This window comes from Specibacter cremeus (genome assembly GCF_003946885.1).
GTDB lineage: Bacteria > Actinomycetota > Actinomycetes > Actinomycetales > Micrococcaceae > Specibacter > Specibacter cremeus.
In genome coordinates this window covers 6,384-28,720 of the sequence record NZ_RWKQ01000013.1, presented here as the reverse complement: position 1 = coordinate 28,720, position 22,337 = coordinate 6,384, and the positions used below count along the sequence as shown (strand labels likewise).

The following is a 22,337-nucleotide window of genomic DNA, read 5'->3' as shown; positions in this document are numbered from 1 at the left end:
GTCGGCGACCGCGTCGAGGTTGACGAGCCCCTGCTCGAGGTCTCCACCGACAAGGTCGACACCGAGATCCCGTCCCCCGTGGCTGGTGTCATCGAGGAAATCCTCGTGGCCGAGGACGAGACGGCCGAGGTCGGCGCACCGCTGGTGCGCATCGGCTCCGGCGACGGTGCCGCCCCGGTGGTCGAGCCTGTCGAGACCCCTGCACCTGCGGCTGTCCCGGTGGTCGAGCCCGCCCCGGTGGTCGAGCTTGTCGAGACCCCCGCCGGTGACGCCCAGGAGATCACGCTGCCCGCCCTCGGCGAATCCGTCACCGAAGGCACCGTCACCCGTTGGCTGAAGGCCGTCGGGGATTCCGTCGCGGTCGACGAGCCGCTGCTGNGAGGTCTCCACCGACAAGGTCGACACCGAGATCCCGTCCCCCGTGGCCGGCACCCTGCTGGAGATCCGCGTGGCCGAGGACGAGACGGCCGAGGTCGGCTCCGTGCTGGCGCTCGTGGGCTCCGGCGCGCCCGCCGCCCCGGCGGCCCCCGCTGCGGCTCCCGCCGCACCGGTGGTCGAGCCTGTCGAGACCCGCGCCGCCCCGCCTGCACCGGCCGCGGCCCCGCCCGTCGCGACCCCCGCCGCCCCGGCCCCGGCGGCCCCGCCCGTCGAGACCCCGGCTGCGGCTCCCGCGGCCGCCGCGGAGTCCAGCTACGTCACCCCGCTGGTGCGCAAGCTGGCCAACCAGCACGGCGTCGACCTGTCCGCCGTCGCCGGGTCCGGTGTTGGCGGACGCATCCGCAAGCAGGACGTGCTCGCCGCGGCCGAGGCCAAGAAGGTTGTTGCCGCTCCGTCCGCGGCACCCGCCGCCGCTGCCCCGACAGCCCCGACCACCGCCGCCGCGCCTTCCTCGCTGCGCGGTACCACCGCGAAGGCCCCGCGGATCCGCCAGGTCATCGCCCGCCGCATGCGCGAGTCGCTGGACATCTCGACCCAGCTGACGCAGGTCCACGAGATCGACATGACGCGTGTGGCCAAGCTGCGCAGCGCCGCGAAGGACACCTTCGCGGCCACGAACGGCACGAAGCTGACGTTCCTGCCGTTCATCGCCAAGGCCGTCGCCGAGGCGCTCAAGGCGCACCCGAAGCTGAATGCCGAGTACAACGAGGACACCCAGGAGATCACGTACCACGACGCCGAGCACCTGGCGATCGCCGTGGACACCGACAAGGGCCTGCTGGTTCCTGTCATCTCCAACGCCGGGGACCTGAACCTGGCCGGCCTGGCCGGGAAGATCGCCGACGTCGCCGCGCGCACGCGCAGCGGCAAGATCGGCCCGGACGAGCTGTCCGGCGGCACGTTCTCGATCACGAACATCGGCTCCGTCGGCGCCCTGTTCGACACCCCGATCATCAACCAGCCGCAGGTCGCCATCCTCGGCACCGGCGCGATCGTCAAGCGCCCCGTCGTCGTGACCAACGCCGACGGTGACGACACGATCGCCATCCGCCACATGATGTACCTGTGCCTGACGTACGACCACCGCCTGGTGGACGGCGCTGACGCCGGACGCTTCCTGCAGACCCTCAAGGCACGTCTGGAGGGTGGCGCGTTCGAGGCCGACCTGGGCCTGTAGCACCACCGCACGGCACAAAGGGCCGCCTTCCCGCGAGGGAAGGCGGCCCTTTGTGTCTTGTTGACACTTTGTCGCTAAGCTACGACCATGACTATTGTTATGAACATCCTGGTTTTCCTGCACGTCCTCGGCGCGGCCGCGATCGTCGGCGGCTGGTTCGCCTTCTTCAAGAAGCCCACGGTGCTGCCCATCCAGCTGTGGGGTGCCATCGCCCAGCTCGTGACGGGCCTGGCCCTCGTCGGCGTCGCCGGCGCCACGCACACGGATCTGAACTACGTCAAGATCACCGTGAAGCTCGTCATCGCCATCGTGGTCCTCGTCGCGGCCATCCTGGGCTACCGCAAGGCCAAGGCGGGCCAGGTCGTTCCCACCGGCCTGGCCCACGCCGTCGGCGGCATGGCGCTGATCAACATCGGTGTGGCCACGATCTGGCAGTAGTCACCCCTGCCACCCGCGTCCGCCCGACGAGCGTCCATGTGACGGGACGAAATGGACATGGGGCCGGCACCACATAGGCTGGAACCTGTCTGCCCACTGCGGCACCGGCACGAACCAGAGCATCACGAACGAAGGAGTTTTCATGGCTACGACCCGCAACGCCCACGCCGGCTGGATCGGCGACCTCCCCACCGGCAAGGGCCAGGTAACCCTGGACTCCTCCGGCCTGGGCACCTACGACATCACCTGGAAGGCCCGCGCGGACGTCGCCGAGGGCAAGACGAGCCCGGAGGAGCTCATCGCCGCCGCCCACGCGTCCTGCTTCGCCATGGCGTTCAGCAACGCGCTCAGCGAGGAGGGCCACGCCGCCGACTATGTGAACACGTCCGCGGCCGTGACGTTCCAGCCCGGCGAGGGCATCACCGGCAGCCACCTGACGCTGGCCGCCAAGATCCCCGGCCTGTCCCAGGACGAGTTCGCCCGCATCGCCGACGGCGCCAAGGCCGGCTGCCCCGTCTCGGCCGCGCTGACCGGCGTGGCGATCACGCTGGACGCCACGCTCGACGCGTAGCCGCACCAAGGCGAAGCGAAGGGCCCCGGACTGGATCACAGTCCGGGGCCCTTCCTTGTCTCAGCTCGGCCGCGGCGGCAGCGCGCCGGGGGCCACGGTGCGGTACCCGGCCAGCTCCGGCGGGCGGACCGTCGGGATCTCCTGCCGCATTTCGAGCAGCACGCCGACCGCTGCGGCCAGCTGCGGGTCGTTGCCGGCCGCATGGTCATGCGGCGGGAACGGCACCGCGATGTCGGGGTCCACTCCGTAGTTCTCCACGGAGAACCCGGCCCCGTCCCGGAACCAGAACGCGTAGCGCGGCTGGGTCACCCCGGTGCCGTCGGCCAGCGTGAACTTCCCGTCGATGCCGACAACCCCGCCCCACGTCCGCATCCCCACGACGGGGCCGATGCCGCGCAGCTTCGACACGGCCGTGATGATGTCGCCGTCCGATCCGGCGAACTCGTCGGCCAGGATGACGACCGGCCCACGCGGGGCCTGCGCCGGATAGATCTCACTTTGCTGGCCGCGGGCCAGCGCCCAGGCGTCCATGCGCCGGCCCAGCATGTCGGCCACGAGCTGGGAGGTGTGCCCGCCGCGGTTGCGCCGCACGTCGACCACCAGCGCATCCAACGCCGACTCGGTGTCCAGGTCGCGGAATAGCTGCGCCCAGCCGCGCGCCTGCATGTCCGGGATGTGCAGGTACCCGAACGCGCCGGCGGACGCCTGCCGGACCACGGCCCGGTTGGCGGCCACCCATTCCTGGTAGCGCAGCCGCTCCTCGCTCTTGAGAGGGACGACGGCGACGCGCCGGCGCCGCTGCCCGTCACCGTCCGCCGCACTCCGGACGTCCAGTTCAACGACCGTGCCGGCGGTGCCGGCCAGCAACACGTCGATGCCGGCGGCCGGGACGGGGACGCCGTTGACGGCCTCGATCACATCGCCGGCGCGCACGGCCACCCCGGGTGCCAGCAGCGGCGAGTAGGCCTGCGGATCGGAAGTCTCGCCGGCCAGGATGCGGGTCACGACGGCGCCGTCGGCGACGGTCTCGAACTCGGCCCCCAGCTTGCCCTGCTCGCCGGCGCCGGCCTCCGTGACCGGCTTCGGGTCGACATAGGCGTGGGAGGTGCCCAGGTCGCCGTGCAGCTCCCACAGCAGGTCGACGAGGTCGTCGTGGCTGCCGAGCCGTTCGACGACGGGCCGGTACCGCTCCAGCGACGCCTGCCAGTCGGTGCCGGCCATGTCCGGCGTGTAGTAAAAATCGCGCTGCAAACGCCAGGCCTCCTCGAACGCCTGGCCCCACACCCGGACGGGGTCGAGCCGGACCCGGATCCGGCCCAGGTCGACCTCGACCGCATCGTGGTTGTCCTTGCCGGCGTTGCCGTCCGCGCCGGCCGGGCGGACGGTCACGGTGGATTCCCTGACCGCCACGACCTGGGACCGGTCACCACTGAGCCGGTAGCGGTCCAGTTCCGCCACGATCGTGGTGGTCTTGGCCGTGGCCAGCTCGAACCGTTCGAGGCGGTGCGCCGTCGGCTCGGCGCCGGCCCGGGCCAGCCCGTCGCCCGTGACGCCCTCGCCGCTGTCCACCAGCCACAACAGCGCACCGTCCGTGGCCGAGAGGGCCGTGTACCGCCCCTGCGGGACCGGCACGGCGATGACGCGCGAACCCAGCGCCTCCCGGTCGACGACGACCGGCGGCACCGCCGACTCCGCTGCCAACTCCGTGGCCTTCTGCCCGGCTTTTTCCCCGGGGCGGCCACCGGCGGGCGACGGGTCGGCGGGGGTGCCATCCGGGTGCGGGCCGAACGGCGACGGCGTCCCGGCCGCCAGGGCCAGCAGGTAGGGCTTCGTCGAGGCCGGGAACGCCATGTCGAACGCGTGCGTGTCGTACACGGGGTCGAAGCTGCGCCGGGACAGGAACGCCAGGTACTTGCCATCGGGGGTGAAGTCGGCGCTGAAGTCGTCGAACCGGCCGTCGGTGGCGTCGAGGACATCGGCGGGGCCCGCCACCTCGAGCAGGCGCAGCTTCGAGCGCCCGGCCTCGGCCGTGACCGGCTCGATCCAGGCCAGCCAGGCCGAATCCGGGCTGAAGACGAGCTCATCGACGGAGCCGATGTCGGTGTGCGAGACCTCGCGCACCGACCCGGTGGACACGTCGACCAGCCAGACGTCACCGTATTCGGTGCCGATGGCAACCAACGCCCCGTCCGGGCTGGCCACGAGTTCCGCGGCCCGGGCACCGCCGGGCAGCTCGATCCGCCGGAGGACTTCCCCGGTGGTCGAGTTCGGGACCCCGGTGGTCGAGCCTGTCGAGACCCCGGTGGTCGAGCTCGTCGAGACCAAGGACTCCGGGATTTCGACAGGCTCAATCACCGTTCCGGCGGTCGAGCCCGTCGACCCCTCGGCGGTCGAGTCCGTCGAGACCCCGGCGGCGGCCCGCACCTCGGTGCCGTTCACGGCCGCCGCGGCGACGGGCCGCGGCAGGTCCTCATCGGCTTCCGGCACGGCCGGTTCCGGCACGGCTGGGGCGGGCGCGCCGGCCGGCTCCGGAACCGGTGCGGGGCCGCCGACGGACGTGACGTAGAGCGCCTCGACGCCGTCGTGGTCCGCGATGTACGCGATGCGCTCGTCGCCGACCGGCCTGGCCAGGCGCGCACGCACGCCCGGCGTGGCCTCGATGACACGGGACGGACCGTCCTTGTGCGTGACCCGGTGCACGGTGCCGTGGGCCTCGACGACGCTGGCGCGCCCGTCCGGCGTCGGCACGACGTCGCCGAGGTGCCCGGCCGCATCCAGCAGGACCGGCTGGCGCTGGGCGGAGGCGGAACCGAGCGTGATCTGCAGCTGCACGGGTTCGGCGTCCAGGGAGGCGAGCAGGAACAGGTTGCCGGCGGACTCGAACACGATCCGGGTGCCGTCGGTGGCGGCGTGCCGGACGTAGTGTCCTTCGTGGTCGGTGTGCCGGCGCAGGCCGGAGCCGTCGGGGCGGAGTGAGTACAGGTTGCCGTGACCCTCGTGGTCGGACAGGAACGCGATCCTCTCCCCCACCCACATCGGGTCGCACAGGTTGCCGTCCAGTTCCGCGGCCAGCCGTTCGAAGTCGCCCGAGCCGTCGTTGTCAAGCCACAGCTTGCCGCCGGTGCCGCCACGGTACCGCTTCCAGGCGGCCGGTTCGCGCGACAGCACGGAGCCGAGGACCACGGGTCGCTCGTCGCCGACCCGCGGGCCGAACGCCAGCGAGTCCAGCGGCCCGAACGGCAGCCGGCGCGCCGGTCCGCCGTCCGTGGGGACCGCGTAGGCCCAGGCCAGCCGGGCGTCCGGTTGTTCGAACGCGCTGGTGACCAGCACGTCGCCCGCCGCCGTGAACCCGCGGGTCTTCGTCGACGCGTGCCCCCAATAGGTCAGGCGGGTCGTGTCGCCGCCGTCCACGGGGGTGGTCACGACCTCGGGGGCGGCGCCGCGCACAACGGTCCATGCCAGGGTGGCCCCGTCCGGGGAGAACCGTGGATTGCGGGCGGGCAGCCGGGACGCGGAGACCCGCCAGGCGCGGCCGCCGGACAGCGGGGCGAGCCACACGTCATCCTCGGCCACGAACGTGACCAGGTCGGCATGCAGGTGCGGATACCTCAGATAGCTCGAAGACGTCATGAAAGCATCCTAGCCAGAGCCGCGGACGCGCCGGCGTTACGCCGCCCCGGGCCCGCTATTTGGCTGCCTCCCGGATGTCGTGAATGCGCCACCCCGTGCCGTCCCTGGCCAACACGAAGCGCAGCGGGTGCTTTTGTGGGCCGGGCTGTGAGTAGACGACGGCGCCGGCCGCGTCCTGCTCCGCATAGGGTCCCGTCACGATCGTCGCCTGCACGGTCACCATGGCCGTGCCCCCGCCCGTGGGGCCGACGACGACGGCGTGTTCAACCGTGGTGTCCAGGCCGTTGTAGCCATGCCCGGATTTCGCCAGCCGCGCCGCGAGGTCCTTGTCGGCGGCCATGGCAGGCGATCCGGCCGCGTTGACGGAGTCCAGCAGGCCGAATTGTCCCGTCTGCAGCGCATACGACCGCAGCCAGGCCAGCGCGCCGAGGGCAACGCCCGGGTCGGCGGACGCCAAATTGGCGCGGACGGCCGCCGGCACGGCGAGTTGTTTGCCGGCCGCCGCCGGTGGAGCCGTCGGCGGCGGTGCCGGCGTCGGGTTCGGCCACAGCACGGCCGCCAGGACGACGCCCGCGGCGGCAATCGTGCCGAGCACGACGACGGCGCGCACCCAGGCCCGACGGTGCCGTCCCGCACCCCGTCGCCGGGAACCCCGCGGCTTCCGTCCCGGCAGGCCGGTGCCGTGCGCCGGTTGCGGCCGCCTGGTGGGCAGGTCGGGCAGCACGCTCGGGTGCACGACAGCGGCCAGGTCCAGCGCCTCGGCCCGCGCGCTGCGATACACGGCCTGTGCGAGGGCGGCCGCCGTCGGCCGCAGGGCCGGGTCCGCGCTGAGCCCGGCCTCCAGGGCGGCCGCCAACTCCGCCGGCACGTCCGGGATGATTGCGGGCAACGGCGGCCGCTCCGGTGTCGGCTCCGGGACGCGGCCCGTGAGCGCGAACCAGCCGACCGCCGCCGCGGCATACACGTCCGAACGTGCCGTGGCCACCGCGTCGGCGTCCGCGGCGAACCCGGCCGTGCCGCCGCCGGACACGTGGCGTTCCCCCGCCACCCGGCCCAGGCCCAGGTCGGCGAGCACCGGTTTGCCCTGGGCGGTGAGCAGCACATTGGCCGGCGACACGTCGCCGTGCACGATCCCCTGCCCGTGCAGGAACGACAACGCCTGCGCCAGCGGGGTCAGGACGGTCACGGCCCGCCCCACCGACAATGGCCCGGCCGCGGCCACGAGCCCGCGCAGCGACCCGCCGGCGGCGTAGTCCATGAGCACGGCCGTGCCGCCGCCGGGCAGCGGCACCACGCCGTGCACCCGGACCAGGTGCTCGTGCTCGAGGCCCGAGAGGATCCGCCACTCACGCTCCAGCTGGTCGCCGCCGCCCGGCGCCGCGCCGAACCCGGCCGGGAAGCATTTGGCGGCCAACGCCGGGCCGCCGCGGTGCGGCTGGACCAGCCACACGCTCGCCCCGGCCCCGCGGCCGAGCGGCCGCACCACATCGTGACCGGGGATATCGGGCGCACCCGGGCCCCCGCCGTCGTCCATTTCTTCCATACACCAGTGATAGCCCAATCCGCGCCGGGCCGCGCAAAGTTATCCACAGGCCGCCACGTTACGGATGGCCGTCGCCGCGCGGCGCGGATTTATCGCCGAGGCGTGCACGAGTCTAGGCTGGTACCCATGACTCTTGAGTTTTCGGAACTGGGGTTCGCCCCGGATTTGGTGGATTACAACGCGGCCTGGCGGTTGCAGCGGCAGCTGCACGACGCCGTCGTCTCCGGCACCGGCGCCAACACCGTCCTGCTGCTCGAGCATGCCGCCGTCTACACGGCCGGCAAGCGGACCGAAGACCACGAACGCCCCTTCGACGGCACGCCCGTCGTCGCCGTCGACCGTGGCGGCAAGCTGACCTGGCACGGTCCCGGGCAACTCGTGGCGTACCCGATCGTGCGGTTACTCGACTCGCACGCCATCCGCGAGTACGTCCACGTGCTCGAACAGATCATCATCGACACGCTGGCCGGGTTCGGCGTAACCGGCACCCGGGTCGGCGGCCGGGCCGGCATCTGGCTGCCGGCCGACGATCGCGGACCGGAACGCAAGATCGCCGCCATTGGCATCCGCGTCCACGACGGGGTGACCATGCACGGGGTCGCCATCAACGCCAACAACGACCTGGCCCCGTACGCCCAGATCATCGCCTGCGGCATCACCGACGCCGGGACCACCACGATCGCCGCCGAAACCGGTGTCGACGTGTCCCCGGCCGACCTGCTGCCGCGCTTTATCGCCGAGGCCCGCCGGCAGTTGGCGCCCCTCATCACCGACCACGCACCGTCCACCGAAGGAGTTCTCCCGTGACCTTGGCACCCGAGGGCCGGCGGCTGCTGCGCGTTGAACAGCGCAACAGGGCCGTCCCGGTCGAGCGCAAGCCCGAGTGGATGAAGGCGAGGGTCTCCCTGGGCCCGGAGTACATCGGGATGAAGAACCTGGTCAGGGGGGCGGGCCTGCACACGGTGTGCGAGGAGGCGGGCTGTCCGAACATCTTCGAATGCTGGGAGGACCGGGAGGCGACGTTTTNCCGCTGCGACTTCTGCCAGATCGACACCGGCAAGCCGTCCCCGCTGGACCGGTTCGAGCCGACGAAGGTGGCCCGCTCCGTGGTGCAGATGAANCGCGACCGTGACCGGGGTGGCCCGCGACGACCTCGAGGACGAGGGCGTGTGGCTCTATGCGGAGACGGTGCGCAAGATCCACGAGCTGAACCCCAACACCGGGGTCGAGCTGCTGATCCCGGACTTCTCCGGCAAGCCGGAGCACATCGCCGCGATCTGCGAGTCCGCCCCCGAGGTGTTCGCNGGGCCGGGCGGCGGGCATGGTGACCAAGTCCAACCTGATCCTGGGCATGGGCGAGACCCGCGAGGAGATCTCGCAGGCGCTGGCCGACCTGCACGACGCAGGCACCGACCTGGTCACCATCACCCAGTACCTGCGCCCCTCCGAACGGCACCTGCCGGTGGACCGCTGGGTCAAGCCGGCCGAATTCGTCGAGCTGGCCGCCGAGGCGNGTCCGGGCCGCTGGTGCGCTCCTCCTACCGGGCCGGCCGGCTCTGGGCCACCGCCATGCGCAAGAAGGGCCGGAACATCCCCGAACACCTGGCGCACATCGCCGAGGGCATCGAGGACGCCGGGCACACGCGGCAGGAAGCGGCGACCGTGGTCGCGGCGCAGTAGCAGCCGGTATTTCCGGCTAGAATTAAACCACTATGGCCAAATCCTCGAACAACGCACAGTCCCCCGCCGGCGAGCCGAAGCGGTCCCTGTTCTCCCGCCGCCCGAAAGAGGGCGCCAAGGACAAGAAGCCCGGCCGCGTCAAGCAGATGGTGGACATCTTCACGATGACCCGCCGGCAGGACCCGAACGTGCCGTGGCTGATGTTGCTCGCGTTCCTGGGCATCATCGCCGTGTGCCTCGGCATCGGATTCCTGCTGCACTCCTGGATCACCGGCCTGCTGGTCGGCATCCCGCTGGGCCTGCTCGCCGCCATGCTGATCCTCTCGCGCCGGGCCGAACGCGCCGCCTACGCGCAGATCGAGGGCAAGCCCGGTGCCGCCGGTGCCGCGCTGGGCGCACTGCGCCGCGGCTGGATCGTCGAGGAACAGCCCGTCGCCGTGAACCCGCGCAGTCAGGACGTCATCTTCCGCGCCATCGGCCGCCCCGGCGTCGTGCTCGTCACCGAGGGCCCGTCCACACGCATCAAGTCGCTCGTTGACGCCGAACGGCGCAAGCTTTCCCGGATCCTGCCCAACGTCACCGTGCACGTCATCGAGACGGGCCGCGGCGAGGGCCAGGTGCCGATCGCGAAGGTCGCGAAGGCGATGGGCAAGCTCAAGCCCGAGCTGACGAAGGTCGAGGTCGGTGCCGTGAACAAGCGCATCTCCTCGCTGGGGAACAAGCTGCCGATCCCCAAGGGCATCGACCCGTACAAGGCACGGCCCGACCGCAAGGCCTCCAAGGGACGCTGACGGCCTCAGCGCCGGATGAGCATCGTGTTCATCGCCTTGTCGTGCAGGCCGCGGTGGTCGGCGTCCGTGATCACGGCCGGGATGAACAGGCACAGCAGCACGGCGCGAACCACGCCCGCGAGCAGGCCTGCCGGACCGCCGTCGGCCCTCACCACACGGATCCCGGCGATCCGGTGCCCCACGCTGTAGCCCAGCGTGCCAACCAGGACCATCTGCTCCACGAGGAAGAGCCCCAGCACGGCCATCGAATTCGCGCCGAGGAACGCGTAGGCGATCAGGTAGCAAAGCCCCCAATCGATGCAGATGGCCAGGATGCGCCGGCCGGCACGCGCCAAGGAACCGGGCCCCGTTTCGGGCAGGCCGAGGCGCTCGCCCGGGTACTTGGATATATTGGAGGTGTCCGGGCCTTCGAGCCAGGATCCCAAGTCTTTGCGATCAACCACCCCTTAAGCCTACCGGCGTGGGGGCCGGCGGTTGGCATCGCTCGGGTGGATCGGCGCGTGTAACACGCCGGAAACAATTCCGACACGACCGGTTAATGCCGCCTCGTTACTGTGGACCCGTTGCCCGCGCCCCAGTGGGCCGGAAATCCCGCAGCCAGGCGGCACTGGCGGAGAAGACCTTATGCGTAAGGAGCATAGATGTTCAAGAACGCGGACGAAGTCCTCAAGTTCATCAAAGACGAAGATGTGAAGTTCGTCGATATCCGTTTCACCGACCTGCCCGGCGTCCAGCAGCACTTCAACGTCCCGGCCGGCACCGTCGATGCGGACTTCTTCGTCCACGGCCAGCTGTTCGACGGCTCGTCGATCCGCGGCTTCCAGGGCATCGCCGAGTCCGACATGCAGCTCATCCCGGACCCCACCACCGCGTTCGTGGACACGTTCCGCAAGGAGAAGACGCTCGCGCTGAACTTCTCGATCGTCAACCCGCGCACCGGGGACCCGTACCACCGCGACCCGCGCGGCGTGGCCGAGAAGGCCGAGGCGTACCTGGCCTCCACCGGCATCGCCGACACCGCGTTCTTCGGTGCCGAGGCCGAGTTCTTCGTGTTCGACAACGTCCAGTACGAATCCAGCCCGCAGGGTTCGTTCTACAAGATCGACTCCGAGGAGGCGAACTGGAACACCGGCCGTGAGGAAGCCGACGGCAACCTCGGCTACAAGACGGCCGTCAAGGGCGGCTACTTCCCCGTGGCCCCGATCGACCACCAGGCCGACCTGCGCGACGCCATGTGCCTCGAGCTGGACGCCGCCGGACTGTCCGTGGAGCGTTCGCACCACGAGGTCGGCGCCCCCGGCCAGGCCGAGATCAACTACAAGTTCAACACCCTGGTGCACGCTGCCGACGACCTGCAGAAGTTCAAGTACGTCATCAAGAACACGGCCTGGGCGCAGGGCAAGTCGGTCACGTTCATGCCGAAGCCGGTCTTCGGCGACAACGGCTCGGGCATGCACTGCCACCAGTCGCTGTGGAGCGCCGGATCCCCGCTGTTCTATGACGAGAAGGGTTACGCCGGCCTGTCCGACCTGGCCCGCTGGTACATCGGCGGCCTGCTCAAGCACTCCTCGGCCGTGCTGGCGTTCACGAACCCGACCGTCAACTCCTACCGCCGCCTGGTCAAGGGCTTCGAGGCCCCGGTGAACATGGTGTACTCGCAGGGCAACCGCTCCGCCGGCATCCGGATCCCGATCACCGGCTCGAACCCGAAGGCCAAGCGCCTCGAGTTCCGCGCCCCGGACCCGTCCGGCAACCCGTACCTGGCGTTCGCCGCGCAGCTGATGGCCGGCATTGACGGCATCCGCAACCGGATCGAGCCACCCGCGCCGATCGACAAGGACCTGTACGAGCTGCCGCCGGAAGAGGCCAAGGACATCCCGAAGGCCCCGGAGACGCTCGAGGAGGCCCTGACCGCCCTGGAGAACGACAACGACTTCCTGCAGGCCGGCGGCGTGTTCACGCAGGACCTGATCGACACGTGGATCGAGTTCAAGCGCGAGAACGAGATCAAGCCGCTGACGCTGCGCCCGAACCCGTACGAGTTCGAGCTCTACTACGGCTGCTGATCCCCGATGTAACCCCAAGCACGACGACGGCCGGTCACCTTCCCGAGGTGGCCGGCCGTTTTGTCTGTGCCCCGGTCAACAATGATCCGGGCCGGGTGGGTCGGCCAAAGCCAAGGATACCCATCCTGGAGGGTAACAAGGCGCTGAACCGGGTCTACGCTTTGGAGCAGGAGACAGTCGGGAAAGGGATGTCTCAAAGGTGTCGGTATCGTTCTCAAAGGACCCGGTCATGCCAGATCTTTCAGCATTTATCCCGCTCATTGTCATCATCATCGCGGTCCTCATTGTCATTGTGGTGGTCCGGGTCGCCGTGAAGTTGATGTGGCATGTGGCGGAACCAAACGAGGCGCTCATCATCTCGGGCTTCACCCGGGGAAATCCCGGGACCGTCGACGGCATGGACTTCAAGATCGTCACCGGCAAGGGGGCATTCGTGCTCCCGGGGCTCCAAACCGTGCGGACCCTGTCGCTGACGCTGAACGAGACGGAGCTCCAGGTCTCCTGCGTCACGTCCCAGGGCATCCAGGTGGTGGTCGAGGGTGTTGTCATCTTCAAGATCGGTGACTCCACACCGTTCATCGCCAATGCCGCGAGGCGATTCCTGGGCCAGCAGCCGAAGATGGAAAGCCAGGTCTACAACGTCTTTGAAGGCCACCTGCGCTCGATCATCGGCAGCATGACCATCGAGGAGATCATCCGTGAGCGCGACAAGCTGGCCCAGCAGGTGCGCAGCGCCAGCGGCATTGAAATGGAGAAACTGGGCCTGGTGGTCGATTCGCTGCAGATCAAGGACCTGCAGGATCCCACCGGCTACATCCAAAACCTGGCCAAACCGCATATTGCCCAGGTCAAGATGGAGGCCCGGATCGCCGAGGCCACACGAAACCGTGAGGCCGCGGAACGGGAGGCCGAGGCGGCCGCCCTGATTGCCGATGCCCAAAGCGTCTCCGCGATCCAGCAGGCCGCCGCGGCGGCCAACGCCGAACGGGCGCAGGCCAATGCGGCCCAGGCCGGCCCCCTTGCCGAGGCTACGGCCCGCCAACAGGTGGTGGTGCAGGAAACCGAGGTTGCCAAGCTGGAGGCGGACCGCGAGGAGCAGAAGCTCCAGACGACGGTTCGCAAGCCGGCCGACGCGCGGGCCTACGCCCAACGCACGGAAGCGGAGGCGCAAAAAGCCGCCGACATCAGTGCCGCCGAGGCACGGGCCCGGAAGACCGAACTCGAGGCGCAGGCCAACGCCACGGCCGCGGCAGCCACCGCCGGGGCGACCCGGCTGACCGGTGAAGCGGAGGCCGCGGCCACCTCGGCGCGTGGTGATGCCACCGCCTCCGCCATCAAGGCCAAGGCGCTGGCCGAGGCGGACGGCATCAAGGCCCGCGCCGAGGCACTGGCAACCAACCAGGACGCCGTCATCTCCCAGCAGATGGCCGAGAACATGCCGGCCATCGTCGCGGCGGCGGCCGAGCCGTTCGCCCACGTGGGCCAGCTCACCGTCCTCAACGGCGGCGAGGGCATCAACAGCATGGTCGGCGGGATCCTGGCACAGGTCGGCAATTTCCTCCCGGCCCTGACGTCCGCCCTGAAGGACGGGAAGGACATCTCCAAACGGCCGACGGATCCGCCGAATGCATAGGAACGTGGATCGGAGCCTGACCGGCAAGGTTGGCCGCGTCACCGGCCGCATCGAACCCGGCAGCATCGGCGAGGTCATGTTGCCGTTTCACGGCGGCACGACCGCCTTCCACGCCCATCCCTACGACAACACGAGCGTCTTTCCCGTCGGGGACCAGGTGCTCGTCATCTACTTCGAACCGCCCCAAACCGTCTATGTGGACACGTTGCCCGACGAGCTCAAGCACGGTCCCGGAGACGAACCAGGGCGCGGTTAAGCACCAAATCGCCCCGAAATGCGTGCTTAACCGCGCCCTACTTGGGCCGGGAGGCCGCATGCAGTGTGTTCGAAAGCTCGGAGCATGATGATCTGGGCGCCCGAGCCCCCCAGGAAGCGCCGCCCCGTGTCCGCGAACCCGGCCCGCGCATAGGCCCGCTGCCCGGAATGGTTCCGCTCGTTCACGCCGAGCACCACCCCGCGCGCGGGCAGGCCGAGCCGGCCCACCAGGTGGGCCGCCGCATGGAAGGCCCGTTCCGTGGCGGAGGTGCCGTAGCCGCGGCCCTGCAGGCCCCTGTCAATGAGGAATCCCCGCAGCAGCACGACCTCGGACGGATCGGGCCATCCGACGTCGGCGGCGCCGTCGACGTGCAACACGCCCATTCCCACGACGCCGGCAGCGGTCACGATCGCGAACGGGTGGCGTTGCGGGTCGGCCAGCGCCGCGTCGACCATGGCCGGCGGGTTCCCCACGAATTCTTCCTGCCCGGGAGCCAGCTGCAACCCGGTGATGGCCCGGACCAGACGGGGTCGCTCGTCCGGCGGCGCCGTGCGCAGCGGCACCACCGCGATGTCGCCGTCGGACGTCACCGCTTGCCGTATTTCTTGTGCACGGCCTGCTTGCTGACGCCCAGGCACAGCGCGATGGCCTCCCACGACAGCCCAGCCTGGCGCGCCCGCAGCACGGTCTCGCTTTCCACCCGGGCGAGCTCCTTGCGCGCCTCGGCCACCGCCCCGAGCATTTCCGCCGGGCCCTTGCCGTCCATCGAACCAACCAGCGTCTTCAACCGATCCACCTCCATGAAGTCAACCATAGTTGACCACATTTCTGGCGACAATGAAAGTTGACCTGCCGACGTTCAAGACCGTCTCCTCTTGTCCACCCGGTCATGGGCCGTTCCGGCGCCGGGTCGCGGACCGATTCTCACAAAGCGTTGTTCGGAACACCCCACTCCTGCGGGAGCGTCGCATTGGGAGGGCATTGGCCGTGTGATAGTGGATTCATGAGCCGACCGAACGTGATCCTGATCTGCGCCGACGAATGGCGCGGCGACTGCTTGTCCGCCGAGGGCCACCCGCACGTGCAGACGCCGCACCTGGACGAGCTGGCCGGCAGGGGCGCCCGGTTCCGGCACGCCTATTCGGCCACGCCCACCTGCGTGCCGGCGCGCGTGGCGCTGTTCACCGGCCAGTCGCAGGAGAGGCACGGACGGGTCGGCTACGAGGAGGGCCTGCCGTTCGACGTCGTCCACCCCGTCACGCTGCAGGGCGAGTTCCGCAAGGCCGGCTACCAGACCCAGGCCATCGGCAAGCTGCACGTGTACCCGGAGCGCAGCCGGGTCGGGTTCGACGACGTCGTGCTGCACGACGGCTTTCTGCACCACGCCCGGCGCGAGCACCGCCGCGACTTCAAGTTCTTCGACGACTACGTGCCGTGGCTGCGCCGCCAGCCCGGTGTGAGCCCGGACGAGGAGTACTTCGACCACGGTGCCGGCTGCAACTCGACGGCAGCCCGCCCGTGGGACAAGCCCGAGCGGCTGCACCCGACGTCGTGGGCCGCGTCCGAGGCCATCGAGTGGCTGTACCGCCGGGACCCGACCCGGCCGTTCTTCCTGTACCTGTCCTTCCACCGGCCGCACCCGCCCTACGATCCGCCGGCCTGGGCCATGGACATGTACCTCGACCTGCCGGCCGTCGAGCGGCGCGTGGGCGACTGGGTGCACCACTACGGGTCGGTGCGTCGCGACGGCTACCACCAGACCGCCTTCGGCACGCTGCCGGAGGCGGTGACGCGCCGTGCGCGCGCCGGCTACTACGGACTCATGACGCATCTGGACCTGCAGCTGGGCCGCGTGTTCGAGGCGCTGGCGGAGTTCGGCCTGAGCGAGAACACCATCATCGCATTCACCTCCGACCACGGCGAGATGCTTGGCGACCACGACTTCTACCGCAAGGCCGTCGGCTACGAGGGCTCCGCCCGGGTGCCGCTGATCATCGCCACGCCGGACGGCGCCGCGCCGGCCGGTACCGTCGTCGATGAGGTCGTGGAGTTGCGTGACATCATGCCGACGCTGCTGGATCTCGCCGGGGTGCCCGTGCCGGACTCCTGCGACGGGCGGTCACTGGCCCGCTTCCTGCCCGGCGCCGATCGGCCCATCGATGCCCCCTGGCGGGCATGGCTGCACGGCGAGCACGTGTATTTCGGCCAATCCCTGCAGTGGGTGACGGACGGGCACGTGAAGTACCTGTGGGCGTCGGCGTGGGGCACCGAGGAACTCTTCGACCTCGACGCCGACCCGCACGAGCTGCACAACCTGGCCCAGGACCCCGCGCACCGGGAGCTGCGCGAGCTCTGGCGCGGCCGGCTCATCGCCGACCTCACCGGCCGGGAGGAGGGCTTCGTACAGGACCGCGACCTGGTCCCGGGCGCCGCCGTCGTGAGCATGCTGGCGCACGCCCGGGAACGGCTGAGACACGCCAACCCGGACGATCAGCCGTAGAACACGCGCTCGAACACGGCCCGGGCCCGGCGGGTGACGCCCAGGTAGTCCTCCTCGAACCGGCTCGCCGCACCCGGTTCGTACCCGCACCAGCGGGCCACGGCCTCCAGGTCGGCGCGTGAGGACGGCAGGGTATCGGAGGTGCGCCCCGTCCAGATGACGTTCGCGTTGCGGACCCGGGAGGCCAGCCGCCACGCGTCCTCCAGCTGTTCGGCATCGTCGAAGGCGACCAGTCCGGCGTCGCGGGCCGCATGCAGCGCCGCGATCGTCGACGTGCTGCGCAGGCCCGGCACCTCGTGGGCGTGCTGGAGCTGGATGAGCTGGACCAGCCACTCGACGTCGCTGAGCCCGCCGCGTCCCAGCTTCACATGCCGGGCGGGGTCGGCCCCGCGCGGCAGTCGCTCGGACTCGACCCGGGCCTTGATGCGCCGGATCTCGCGCCCGTCGGCCTCGCCGAAACCGGCCGGGTACCGGATGGCGTCCACGAGCGCCATGAAGTCGGCGGCCAGGTCGTCGGCCCCGGCCATGGGGCGGGCCCGCAGCAGCGCCTGCGTCTCCCACGGCAGCGACCAGCGGGCGTAATACTCGCGGTAGGCCTCCAGCGAGCGCACCAACGGCCCCTGCTGGCCTTCCGGCCGCAGCGCCGCATCCAGGACCAGCACGCGTTCGGCCTGGATGGCCGGCTTGAGCGGCTGGGTCAGCAGGGCCGAGAGCTTGGCCACGATGGCGCGGGCCTGCTGCTGGGCCTCGTCGGCGTCCGCACCGGGCAGCGCCCGGTGCACATACAGCACGTCGGCGTCGGAGTCGTAGCCGTTCTCGCGTCCGCCCTGGCGCCCCATGGCGACGACGAGAACACGCGTCTTGGGCGGCGAATCCCCGTACACGTCCGCCTCGGCCACGAGCAGGGCGCCCAGGATGGCCGCCTGGTCGGCGTCGCTGAGCGCGGCGGCGACCTTGTCGACGTCGAGCAGCCCGGAACTGTTGGCCACGGCGATGCGCAGCGTCTCACGGCGCCGGATCAGCCGGATGAGCCGGATCGCGTCGGCCGGATCCGGGTGCCGGGACATCTTGGATTGGATCTCCTGCCACTGCGCTTCGAAGGTCAGCGGCACCAGTTCCTTGTCGTTGCCCAGCCAGGCCGTGGCCTCCGGGGACACCTCCAGCAGGTCGGTGATGAACCGGGAGCTGGAGAGCACGTGGCACAGCCGCTCCGCCGCGGCCTGGTGGTCGCGGAGCATGCCCAGGTACCAGTGCGAGGTGCCCAGCGCCTCGCTGACGCGGCGGAAGCCGAGCAGCCCGGCGTCGGGGTCCACGCCCTGCGCCAGCCAGTCCAGCAGCACCGGCAGCAGCTGGCGTTGCAGCGCCGCGCGCCGGCTGACCCCGCCGATCAGCGCCTGGATATGCCGTGTGGCGCCGACCGCGTCGCGATAGCCCAGGGCGGCCAGTCGCGCCTGCACCGCATCCGGGGTGAGTTGCACGTCGTCGGCGCTCAGGTGCGCGGCCTGGGCCAGGATGGGCCGGTAGAAGATGTTCTCGTGCAGGTCGCGCACACGACGCTTCACCCTGTGCCAGTGCTCCAGCAGCGCGTCGGCGCCGGGACGTTTGAGCCGCAGGGGGCCGACGACGGCGCACGCGAGCGAGCGCAGCTCCTCCTCGGCGACGGGCATCAGATGGGTGCGGCGCAGGTGCCGCAGCTGGATCCGGTGCTCGAGCACCCGCAGGTACCGGTACGACTCGTCCAGGGCGTGCGCGTCGGTGCGCCCGATGTACCCGGCGCGCATGAGCGCGGTGATGGCGGCGGTCGTCGCGCGCGGCCGCAGCGATTCGTCCGCCTTGGCGTGCACCAGTTGCAGCAGCTGCACGGTGAACTCGACGTCGCGCAGCCCGCCCTTGCCGAGCTTGAGCTGCCGTCCGGCCTCGGCGGCGGGGATGTGCTCGGTGACGCGCAGGCGCATGGCCTGCACCGATTCGACGAACCCGTCGCGCTCCGAGGACGTCCAGATCAGCGGCGCCACGGATTCCTCGAACGCCGCCCCCAGCGTCAGGTCACCGGCCATGGCCCGGGCCTTCAGCAGCGCCTGGAACTCCCAACTGTGCGCCCAGCGCCGGTAGTAGGCCAGGTAGGAGTCGAGCGTGCGCACCAGCGGCCCGTCCTTGCCCTCGGGGCGCAGGTTCGCGTCGACCTCCCACAGGGCCGGCTCCCGGCCCGGGGAGTTGACGGCACGGGAGATGCCGGCGGCCAGTGCGGTGCCGATCGTGATGGCCTCGGCCTCGTCGGCGCCGCCGTCCACCAGGTACATCACGTCGACGTCGGAGATGTAGTTCAGTTCTCGGGCACCGCTCTTGCCCATGCCGACGATGCCGACCCGCACGCGCGCCACGGCGTCGGCGCCGTGCGTGTCGGCGGCCTCGGCCCGGGCGACGGCGAGGGCGGCGTCGAGCGCGGCGGCGGCCAGGTCGGCCAGCTCGGCCCCGACCTGCGGCATGACATCCAGCGGGGATGCCGCGCACAGGTCGCGGATGGCCAGGTCGGTCAGGTGCCGACGGTATTGGGTGCGCAGCGCGGTGTAGGCCTCGGTGCCGGTGAGTGCCGCGACCGGGAGGTCCGACGCCGGGTCCGCGCCGACCGCGCGCAGCAGCGAGGTGCGCAGTGCCGCACCGGTCACGGCGGCCGGCTCGGCGGAGATCGGCGTGTCCAGCACGTCGAGGTGCCCGGGGTTCCGGACCAGGAATTCGGCGAGCGCCTGGGAGGCCCCGAGCAACCGGAACAGGGCCTCGTTCGGGGACGCGCCGTCGTCGTCGTCGTTCCTCCGGTCAACGGCGGCACCGGCGCGCGGCAGCCGCTGTGCCACCTCCGGGGCGGCGCCGATGAGCCACACGAGCGACTGCAGCGCCATGTCGGGGTCGTTGGCCAGGGCAAGCCCGGCGAACAGGGCGTCCCGGTCCAGGCCCTCGAGTTCGCCGGCGGCCAGGAAGCGTGCGCTCTTTTCCAGGTCGGAGAAGCCGTTGCCGATGAGGGTGCGTGTGATGGAACTCATGGGCCGCCCCTACAGCACTCCCAGGTAGCGCCGGAGTTCGAACGGGGTCACCTGCAGCCGGTAGTCCTGCCATTCGGCCCGCTTGTTGCGCAGGAAGTACTCGAACACCTGCTCGCCGAGGATCTCCGGCATGAGCTCGGACTCCTCCATCTGGCGGACGGCGTCATGCAGGCTGGACGGCAGCGGGTCGTGGCCGAGTGCGCGGCGCTCGCCGGCGGACAGCGCGGCGATGTCCTCGTGCGCGGCGGGGCCCAGCTCGTAGCCCTCCTCGATGCCCTTCAGCCCGGCGCCGAGCAGCACGGCGTAGGCGAGGTAGGGGTTGGCGGCCGAGTCGATGCCGCGGTATTCGACCCGCGCGGACTGCCACTTGCCCGGCTTGTACAGCGGCACACGGACCAGGGCGGAGCGGTTGTTGTGGCCCCACGACAGGTAGCTGGGCGCCTCTCCCCCGCCCCACAGGCGCTTGTACGAGTTCACGAACTGGTTCGTCACGGCCGTGAACTCGGGCGCGTGGCGCAGGATGCCGGCGATGAACTGCCGGGCCGTCTTGGAGAGCTGGTATTCGGCACCTGCCTCGTGGAAGGCGTTCGTGTCGCCCTCGAACAGCGAGAAGTGGGTGTGCATGCCGGAGCCGGGGTGGTCGGTGAACGGCTTGGGCATGAACGTGGCGTAGGAGCCCTGCTGGATGGCGACCTCGCGGATGACGGTGCGGAACGTCATGATGTTGTCCGCGGTCTGCAGCGCGTCGGCGTAGCGCAGGTCGATCTCGTTCTGGCCGGGGCCGCCCTCGTGGTGGCTGAACTCGACGGAGATGCCCACCTTCTCCAGCATGGTGACGGCGGTGCGGCGGAAGTCTTGGGCGACCCCGCCGGGGACGTGGTCGAAGTAGCCGGCCTGGTCCACGGGCACCGGTACGCCGTCCGGGCCGGGTTCGGCGGACTTGAGCAGGTAGAACTCGATCTCCGGGTGCGTGTAGCAGGTGAAGCCCATGTCGGCGGCCTTGGCCAGGGACCGTTTGAGCACGTGCCGGGGGTCGGCCGCGGACGGTTCACCGTCGGGGGTGAGGATGTCGCAGAACATGCGCGAGGTCTGTTCGGTTTCGCCGCGCCACGGCAGGATCTCGAACGTGGTGGGGTCCGGCTGGGCGAGCATGTCGGATTCGAACACGCGGGCCAGGCCCTCCACGGCGGAGCCGTCGAAGCCGAGCCCCTCCTCGAACGCGCCCTCGACCTCGGCGGGCGCCAGTGCCACGGACTTCAGGCTGCCGACGACGTCGGTGAACCAGAGCCGGACGAACCGGACGTCACGCTCCTCGATGGTGCGCAGCACATACTCTTGTTGACGGTCCATGCAGGGGCCTCTTTTCTTTGCACAGATTTTCATTGCACAGATTTTCTTTGCACAGTGTCAGGGCACCGGGTCGGGGCACCGGTCGGCGGCCTTCCCCCAACTCTACTCAGCGCGGGCGCGGCCGGGACGAATTTGGGCGCCCCCGCGTTGGTATTAAGCTCGTGTTCATGGCACCTACCTCCAGCCCCGAACCGGCCACGTCCCCGAGCGGGCCGGTCCCCGCCGAGCAGCCCGCCCCGTATGGCGCCCCCGTGCACGGCATTCCTGGTGCCACGACCCGCATCCGCACGCACCATCTGCGGGCGGCGAAGCGGGACGGGCGGAAGTTCGCCATGCTCACCGCCTACGACCAGTACACCGCCCAGATTTTCGACGAGGCCGGCATCGAGGTGCTGCTGGTGGGCGACTCGGCGTCGAACAACGTGCTGGGCAATGAGACGTCGCTGCCGATCACGCTGGACGAGATGATCATCTTCTCCCGCGCCGTCACATCGGGCGCGAAGCGTGCCCTGGTCGTGGCCGACCTGCCGTTCGGCAGCTACGAGGCGTCCGCCGAACAGGCCATCGCCTCGTCCGTGCGCCTGATGAAGGAGGGCCTGGTGCACGCCGTGAAGATGGAGGGCGGGGCGCATTACGCACCGACCGTCCGGGCGATGACCGCCGCCGGCATCCCCGTCATGGCGCATATCGGCTTCACGCCGCAGAGCGAGCATGTGCTCGGCGGCTACCGCGTGCAGGGCCGCGGCGATGCGGCCCAGCAGTTGATTGACGACGCCGTGGCGCTGGCCGAGGCGGGCGCGTTCTGTGTGCTGATGGAAATGGTGCCCGCGGTGGCGGCCGCCGCCGTGGAGGCCGCGGTCGACGTGCCCACGATCGGCATCGGCGCCGGCAACGGCACCACCGGCCAGGTGCTCGTATGGCAGGACATGGCCGGCCTGCGCCCCGGCAAGATGGCGAAGTTCGTCAAGCAATACGCCCAGTTGGGCAGCATCCTCGCGGAGGCGGCCAAGGCGTACGGCGACGACGTGCGCGCGGGCGTCTTCCCGGGCCCGGAGCACACGTTCTAGCATTGAGGNACGGCCCGGGCCGCCGAGCCCGCATGTCAGAAGATCGCGTCCATGGCATTCCAGCCCGGGCCGACCCGGACGCGGGGCAGCCACCCGCCGGTGCCATTGCCGGGGTAGAGCCACAGGACACCGGACCCGTCGCGTGCCAGGACATCGGGG

The 22,337-nt window shown here is 70.5% G+C and carries 16 protein-coding genes and 2 pseudogenes (1 of these 18 only partly in view); 11 read left to right on the top strand and 7 right to left on the bottom strand.

All coding sequences use genetic code 11. The features are described 5' to 3' along the window. From sucB to EJC77_RS06705, 3 genes and pseudogenes are all read left to right on the top strand, one after another. Positions 1-1,615, top strand: a pseudogene (sucB, locus tag EJC77_RS06715) (2-oxoglutarate dehydrogenase, E2 component, dihydrolipoamide succinyltransferase); it begins 83 nt to the left of the window's first position. An 87-nt stretch (positions 1,616-1,702) separates the two neighbouring features. Then, positions 1,703-2,053, top strand: coding sequence for a hypothetical protein (locus EJC77_RS06710; RefSeq protein WP_125610901.1), 351 nt, complete (start codon positions 1,703-1,705; stop codon positions 2,051-2,053). A 142-nt stretch (positions 2,054-2,195) separates the two neighbouring features. Next, the gene (locus EJC77_RS06705) at positions 2,196-2,624 is read left to right on the top strand and encodes an OsmC family peroxiredoxin (protein WP_125610899.1); all 429 of its coding nucleotides are present in this window, start codon (positions 2,196-2,198) and stop codon (positions 2,622-2,624) included. Between the two features lie 60 nt (positions 2,625-2,684). Here EJC77_RS06705 and EJC77_RS06700 read toward each other — a convergent pair whose 3' ends face one another. Both EJC77_RS06700 and EJC77_RS06695 read right to left on the bottom strand, forming a co-directional pair. Then, positions 2,685-6,254, bottom strand: coding sequence for a S41 family peptidase (locus EJC77_RS06700; protein WP_125610897.1), 3,570 nt, complete (start codon positions 6,252-6,254; stop codon positions 2,685-2,687). A gap of 55 nt (positions 6,255-6,309) precedes the next feature. Then, complete coding sequence (locus tag EJC77_RS06695) at positions 6,310-7,797, bottom strand: serine/threonine-protein kinase (protein WP_125610895.1); 1,488 nt, start codon at positions 7,795-7,797, stop codon at positions 6,310-6,312. A gap of 126 nt (positions 7,798-7,923) precedes the next feature. On the opposite strand from EJC77_RS06695, the gene lipB reads away from it, so the two are divergent. The 3 genes and pseudogenes from lipB to EJC77_RS06680 all read left to right on the top strand — a co-directional run bounded on the left by lipB (position 7,924) and on the right by EJC77_RS06680 (position 10,268). After that, positions 7,924-8,604, top strand: coding sequence for a lipoyl(octanoyl) transferase LipB (lipB, locus tag EJC77_RS06690; RefSeq protein WP_125610893.1), 681 nt, complete (start codon positions 7,924-7,926; stop codon positions 8,602-8,604). Further along, positions 8,601-9,477: pseudogene (locus EJC77_RS06685) on the top strand (lipoyl synthase). Before lipB ends, EJC77_RS06685 begins: the two are co-directional and overlap by 4 nt. 32 nt (positions 9,478-9,509) lie before the next feature. After that, the gene (locus EJC77_RS06680) at positions 9,510-10,268 is read left to right on the top strand and encodes a DUF4191 domain-containing protein (protein WP_125610891.1); all 759 of its coding nucleotides are present in this window, start codon (positions 9,510-9,512) and stop codon (positions 10,266-10,268) included. 5 nt (positions 10,269-10,273) lie between these two features. Here EJC77_RS06680 and EJC77_RS06675 read toward each other — a convergent pair whose 3' ends face one another. Continuing rightward, positions 10,274-10,711, bottom strand: coding sequence for an RDD family protein (locus tag EJC77_RS06675; protein ID WP_125610889.1), 438 nt, complete (start codon positions 10,709-10,711; stop codon positions 10,274-10,276). Between the two features lie 198 nt (positions 10,712-10,909). On the opposite strand from EJC77_RS06675, the gene glnA (EJC77_RS06670) reads away from it, so the two are divergent. The 3 genes from glnA (EJC77_RS06670) to EJC77_RS06660 all read left to right on the top strand — a co-directional run bounded on the left by glnA (EJC77_RS06670) (position 10,910) and on the right by EJC77_RS06660 (position 14,223). Continuing rightward, on the top strand, positions 10,910-12,334 hold the full coding sequence (glnA, locus tag EJC77_RS06670) for a type I glutamate--ammonia ligase (RefSeq protein ID WP_125610887.1): 1,425 nt from the start codon (positions 10,910-10,912) through the stop codon (positions 12,332-12,334). 229 nt (positions 12,335-12,563) lie between these two features. Continuing rightward, positions 12,564-13,967 carry a flotillin family protein gene (locus EJC77_RS06665; protein WP_125610885.1) on the top strand — a complete coding sequence of 468 codons (1,404 nt, stop codon included), beginning with the start codon at positions 12,564-12,566 and terminating at the stop codon, positions 13,965-13,967. After that, positions 13,960-14,223: a hypothetical protein gene (locus EJC77_RS06660; protein WP_125610883.1), complete on the top strand. Its 264-nt coding sequence runs from the start codon at positions 13,960-13,962 to the stop codon at positions 14,221-14,223. The genes EJC77_RS06665 and EJC77_RS06660 overlap by 8 nt, the downstream gene beginning before the upstream one ends. 26 nt (positions 14,224-14,249) lie before the next feature. Here the strand turns inward: EJC77_RS06660 and EJC77_RS06655 are convergent, their stop codons facing one another. Together EJC77_RS06655 and EJC77_RS06650 are read right to left on the bottom strand one after the other, a co-directional pair. Further along, entirely contained in the window at positions 14,250-14,813 is a 564-nt protein-coding gene (locus tag EJC77_RS06655) for a GNAT family N-acetyltransferase (RefSeq protein WP_125610881.1), read from the bottom strand. Then, the gene (locus EJC77_RS06650) at positions 14,810-15,037 is read right to left on the bottom strand and encodes an AsnC family protein (protein WP_240629871.1); all 228 of its coding nucleotides are present in this window, start codon (positions 15,035-15,037) and stop codon (positions 14,810-14,812) included. Before EJC77_RS06650 ends, EJC77_RS06655 begins: the two co-directional genes overlap by 4 nt. Positions 15,038-15,226: 189 nt before the next feature. On the opposite strand from EJC77_RS06650, the gene EJC77_RS06645 reads away from it, so the two are divergent. Then, positions 15,227-16,723 carry an arylsulfatase gene (locus EJC77_RS06645; protein WP_125610879.1) on the top strand — a complete coding sequence of 499 codons (1,497 nt, stop codon included), beginning with the start codon at positions 15,227-15,229 and terminating at the stop codon, positions 16,721-16,723. Here the strand turns inward: EJC77_RS06645 and EJC77_RS06640 are convergent. Together EJC77_RS06640 and glnA (EJC77_RS06635) are read right to left on the bottom strand one after the other, a co-directional pair. Further along, positions 16,714-19,761 (bottom strand): bifunctional [glutamine synthetase] adenylyltransferase/[glutamine synthetase]-adenylyl-L-tyrosine phosphorylase, encoded by a 3,048-nt coding sequence (locus EJC77_RS06640; protein WP_125610877.1) that lies wholly within the window; start codon positions 19,759-19,761, stop codon positions 16,714-16,716. The genes EJC77_RS06645 and EJC77_RS06640 overlap by 10 nt on opposite strands. A gap of 9 nt (positions 19,762-19,770) precedes the next feature. Further along, positions 19,771-21,111 (bottom strand): type I glutamate--ammonia ligase, encoded by a 1,341-nt coding sequence (glnA, locus tag EJC77_RS06635; protein ID WP_125610875.1) that lies wholly within the window; start codon positions 21,109-21,111, stop codon positions 19,771-19,773. 167 nt (positions 21,112-21,278) lie between these two features. On the opposite strand from glnA (EJC77_RS06635), the gene panB reads away from it, so the two are divergent. Further along, positions 21,279-22,178 (top strand): 3-methyl-2-oxobutanoate hydroxymethyltransferase, encoded by a 900-nt coding sequence (gene panB / locus EJC77_RS06630; protein WP_125610873.1) that lies wholly within the window; start codon positions 21,279-21,281, stop codon positions 22,176-22,178. The last annotated feature ends 159 nt before the right edge of the window (positions 22,179-22,337 follow it).

What these genes read in the sequence shown, in the direction of transcription:
- EJC77_RS06710 (WP_125610901.1), top strand. Translation starts at nt 1,703, where the DNA reads ATGACTATTGTTATGAACATCCTGGTTTTCCTGCACGTCCTCGGCGCG.
- EJC77_RS06705 (WP_125610899.1), top strand. Translation starts at nt 2,196, where the DNA reads ATGGCTACGACCCGCAACGCCCACGCCGGCTGGATCGGCGACCTCCCC.
- EJC77_RS06700 (WP_125610897.1), bottom strand. Translation starts at nt 6,254, where the DNA reads ATGACGTCTTCGAGCTATCTGAGGTATCCGCACCTGCATGCCGACCTG.
- EJC77_RS06695 (WP_125610895.1), bottom strand. Translation starts at nt 7,797, where the DNA reads ATGGAAGAAATGGACGACGGCGGGGGCCCGGGTGCGCCCGATATCCCC.
- lipB (WP_125610893.1), top strand. Translation starts at nt 7,924, where the DNA reads ATGACTCTTGAGTTTTCGGAACTGGGGTTCGCCCCGGATTTGGTGGAT.
- EJC77_RS06680 (WP_125610891.1), top strand. Translation starts at nt 9,510, where the DNA reads ATGGCCAAATCCTCGAACAACGCACAGTCCCCCGCCGGCGAGCCGAAG.
- glnA (WP_125610887.1), top strand. Translation starts at nt 10,910, where the DNA reads ATGTTCAAGAACGCGGACGAAGTCCTCAAGTTCATCAAAGACGAAGAT.
- EJC77_RS06665 (WP_125610885.1), top strand. Translation starts at nt 12,564, where the DNA reads ATGCCAGATCTTTCAGCATTTATCCCGCTCATTGTCATCATCATCGCG.
- EJC77_RS06660 (WP_125610883.1), top strand. Translation starts at nt 13,960, where the DNA reads ATGCATAGGAACGTGGATCGGAGCCTGACCGGCAAGGTTGGCCGCGTC.
- EJC77_RS06650 (WP_240629871.1), bottom strand. Translation starts at nt 15,037, where the DNA reads ATGGTTGACTTCATGGAGGTGGATCGGTTGAAGACGCTGGTTGGTTCG.
- EJC77_RS06645 (WP_125610879.1), top strand. Translation starts at nt 15,227, where the DNA reads ATGAGCCGACCGAACGTGATCCTGATCTGCGCCGACGAATGGCGCGGC.
- EJC77_RS06640 (WP_125610877.1), bottom strand. Translation starts at nt 19,761, where the DNA reads ATGAGTTCCATCACACGCACCCTCATCGGCAACGGCTTCTCCGACCTG.
- glnA (WP_125610875.1), bottom strand. Translation starts at nt 21,111, where the DNA reads ATGGACCGTCAACAAGAGTATGTGCTGCGCACCATCGAGGAGCGTGAC.
- panB (WP_125610873.1), top strand. Translation starts at nt 21,279, where the DNA reads ATGGCACCTACCTCCAGCCCCGAACCGGCCACGTCCCCGAGCGGGCCG.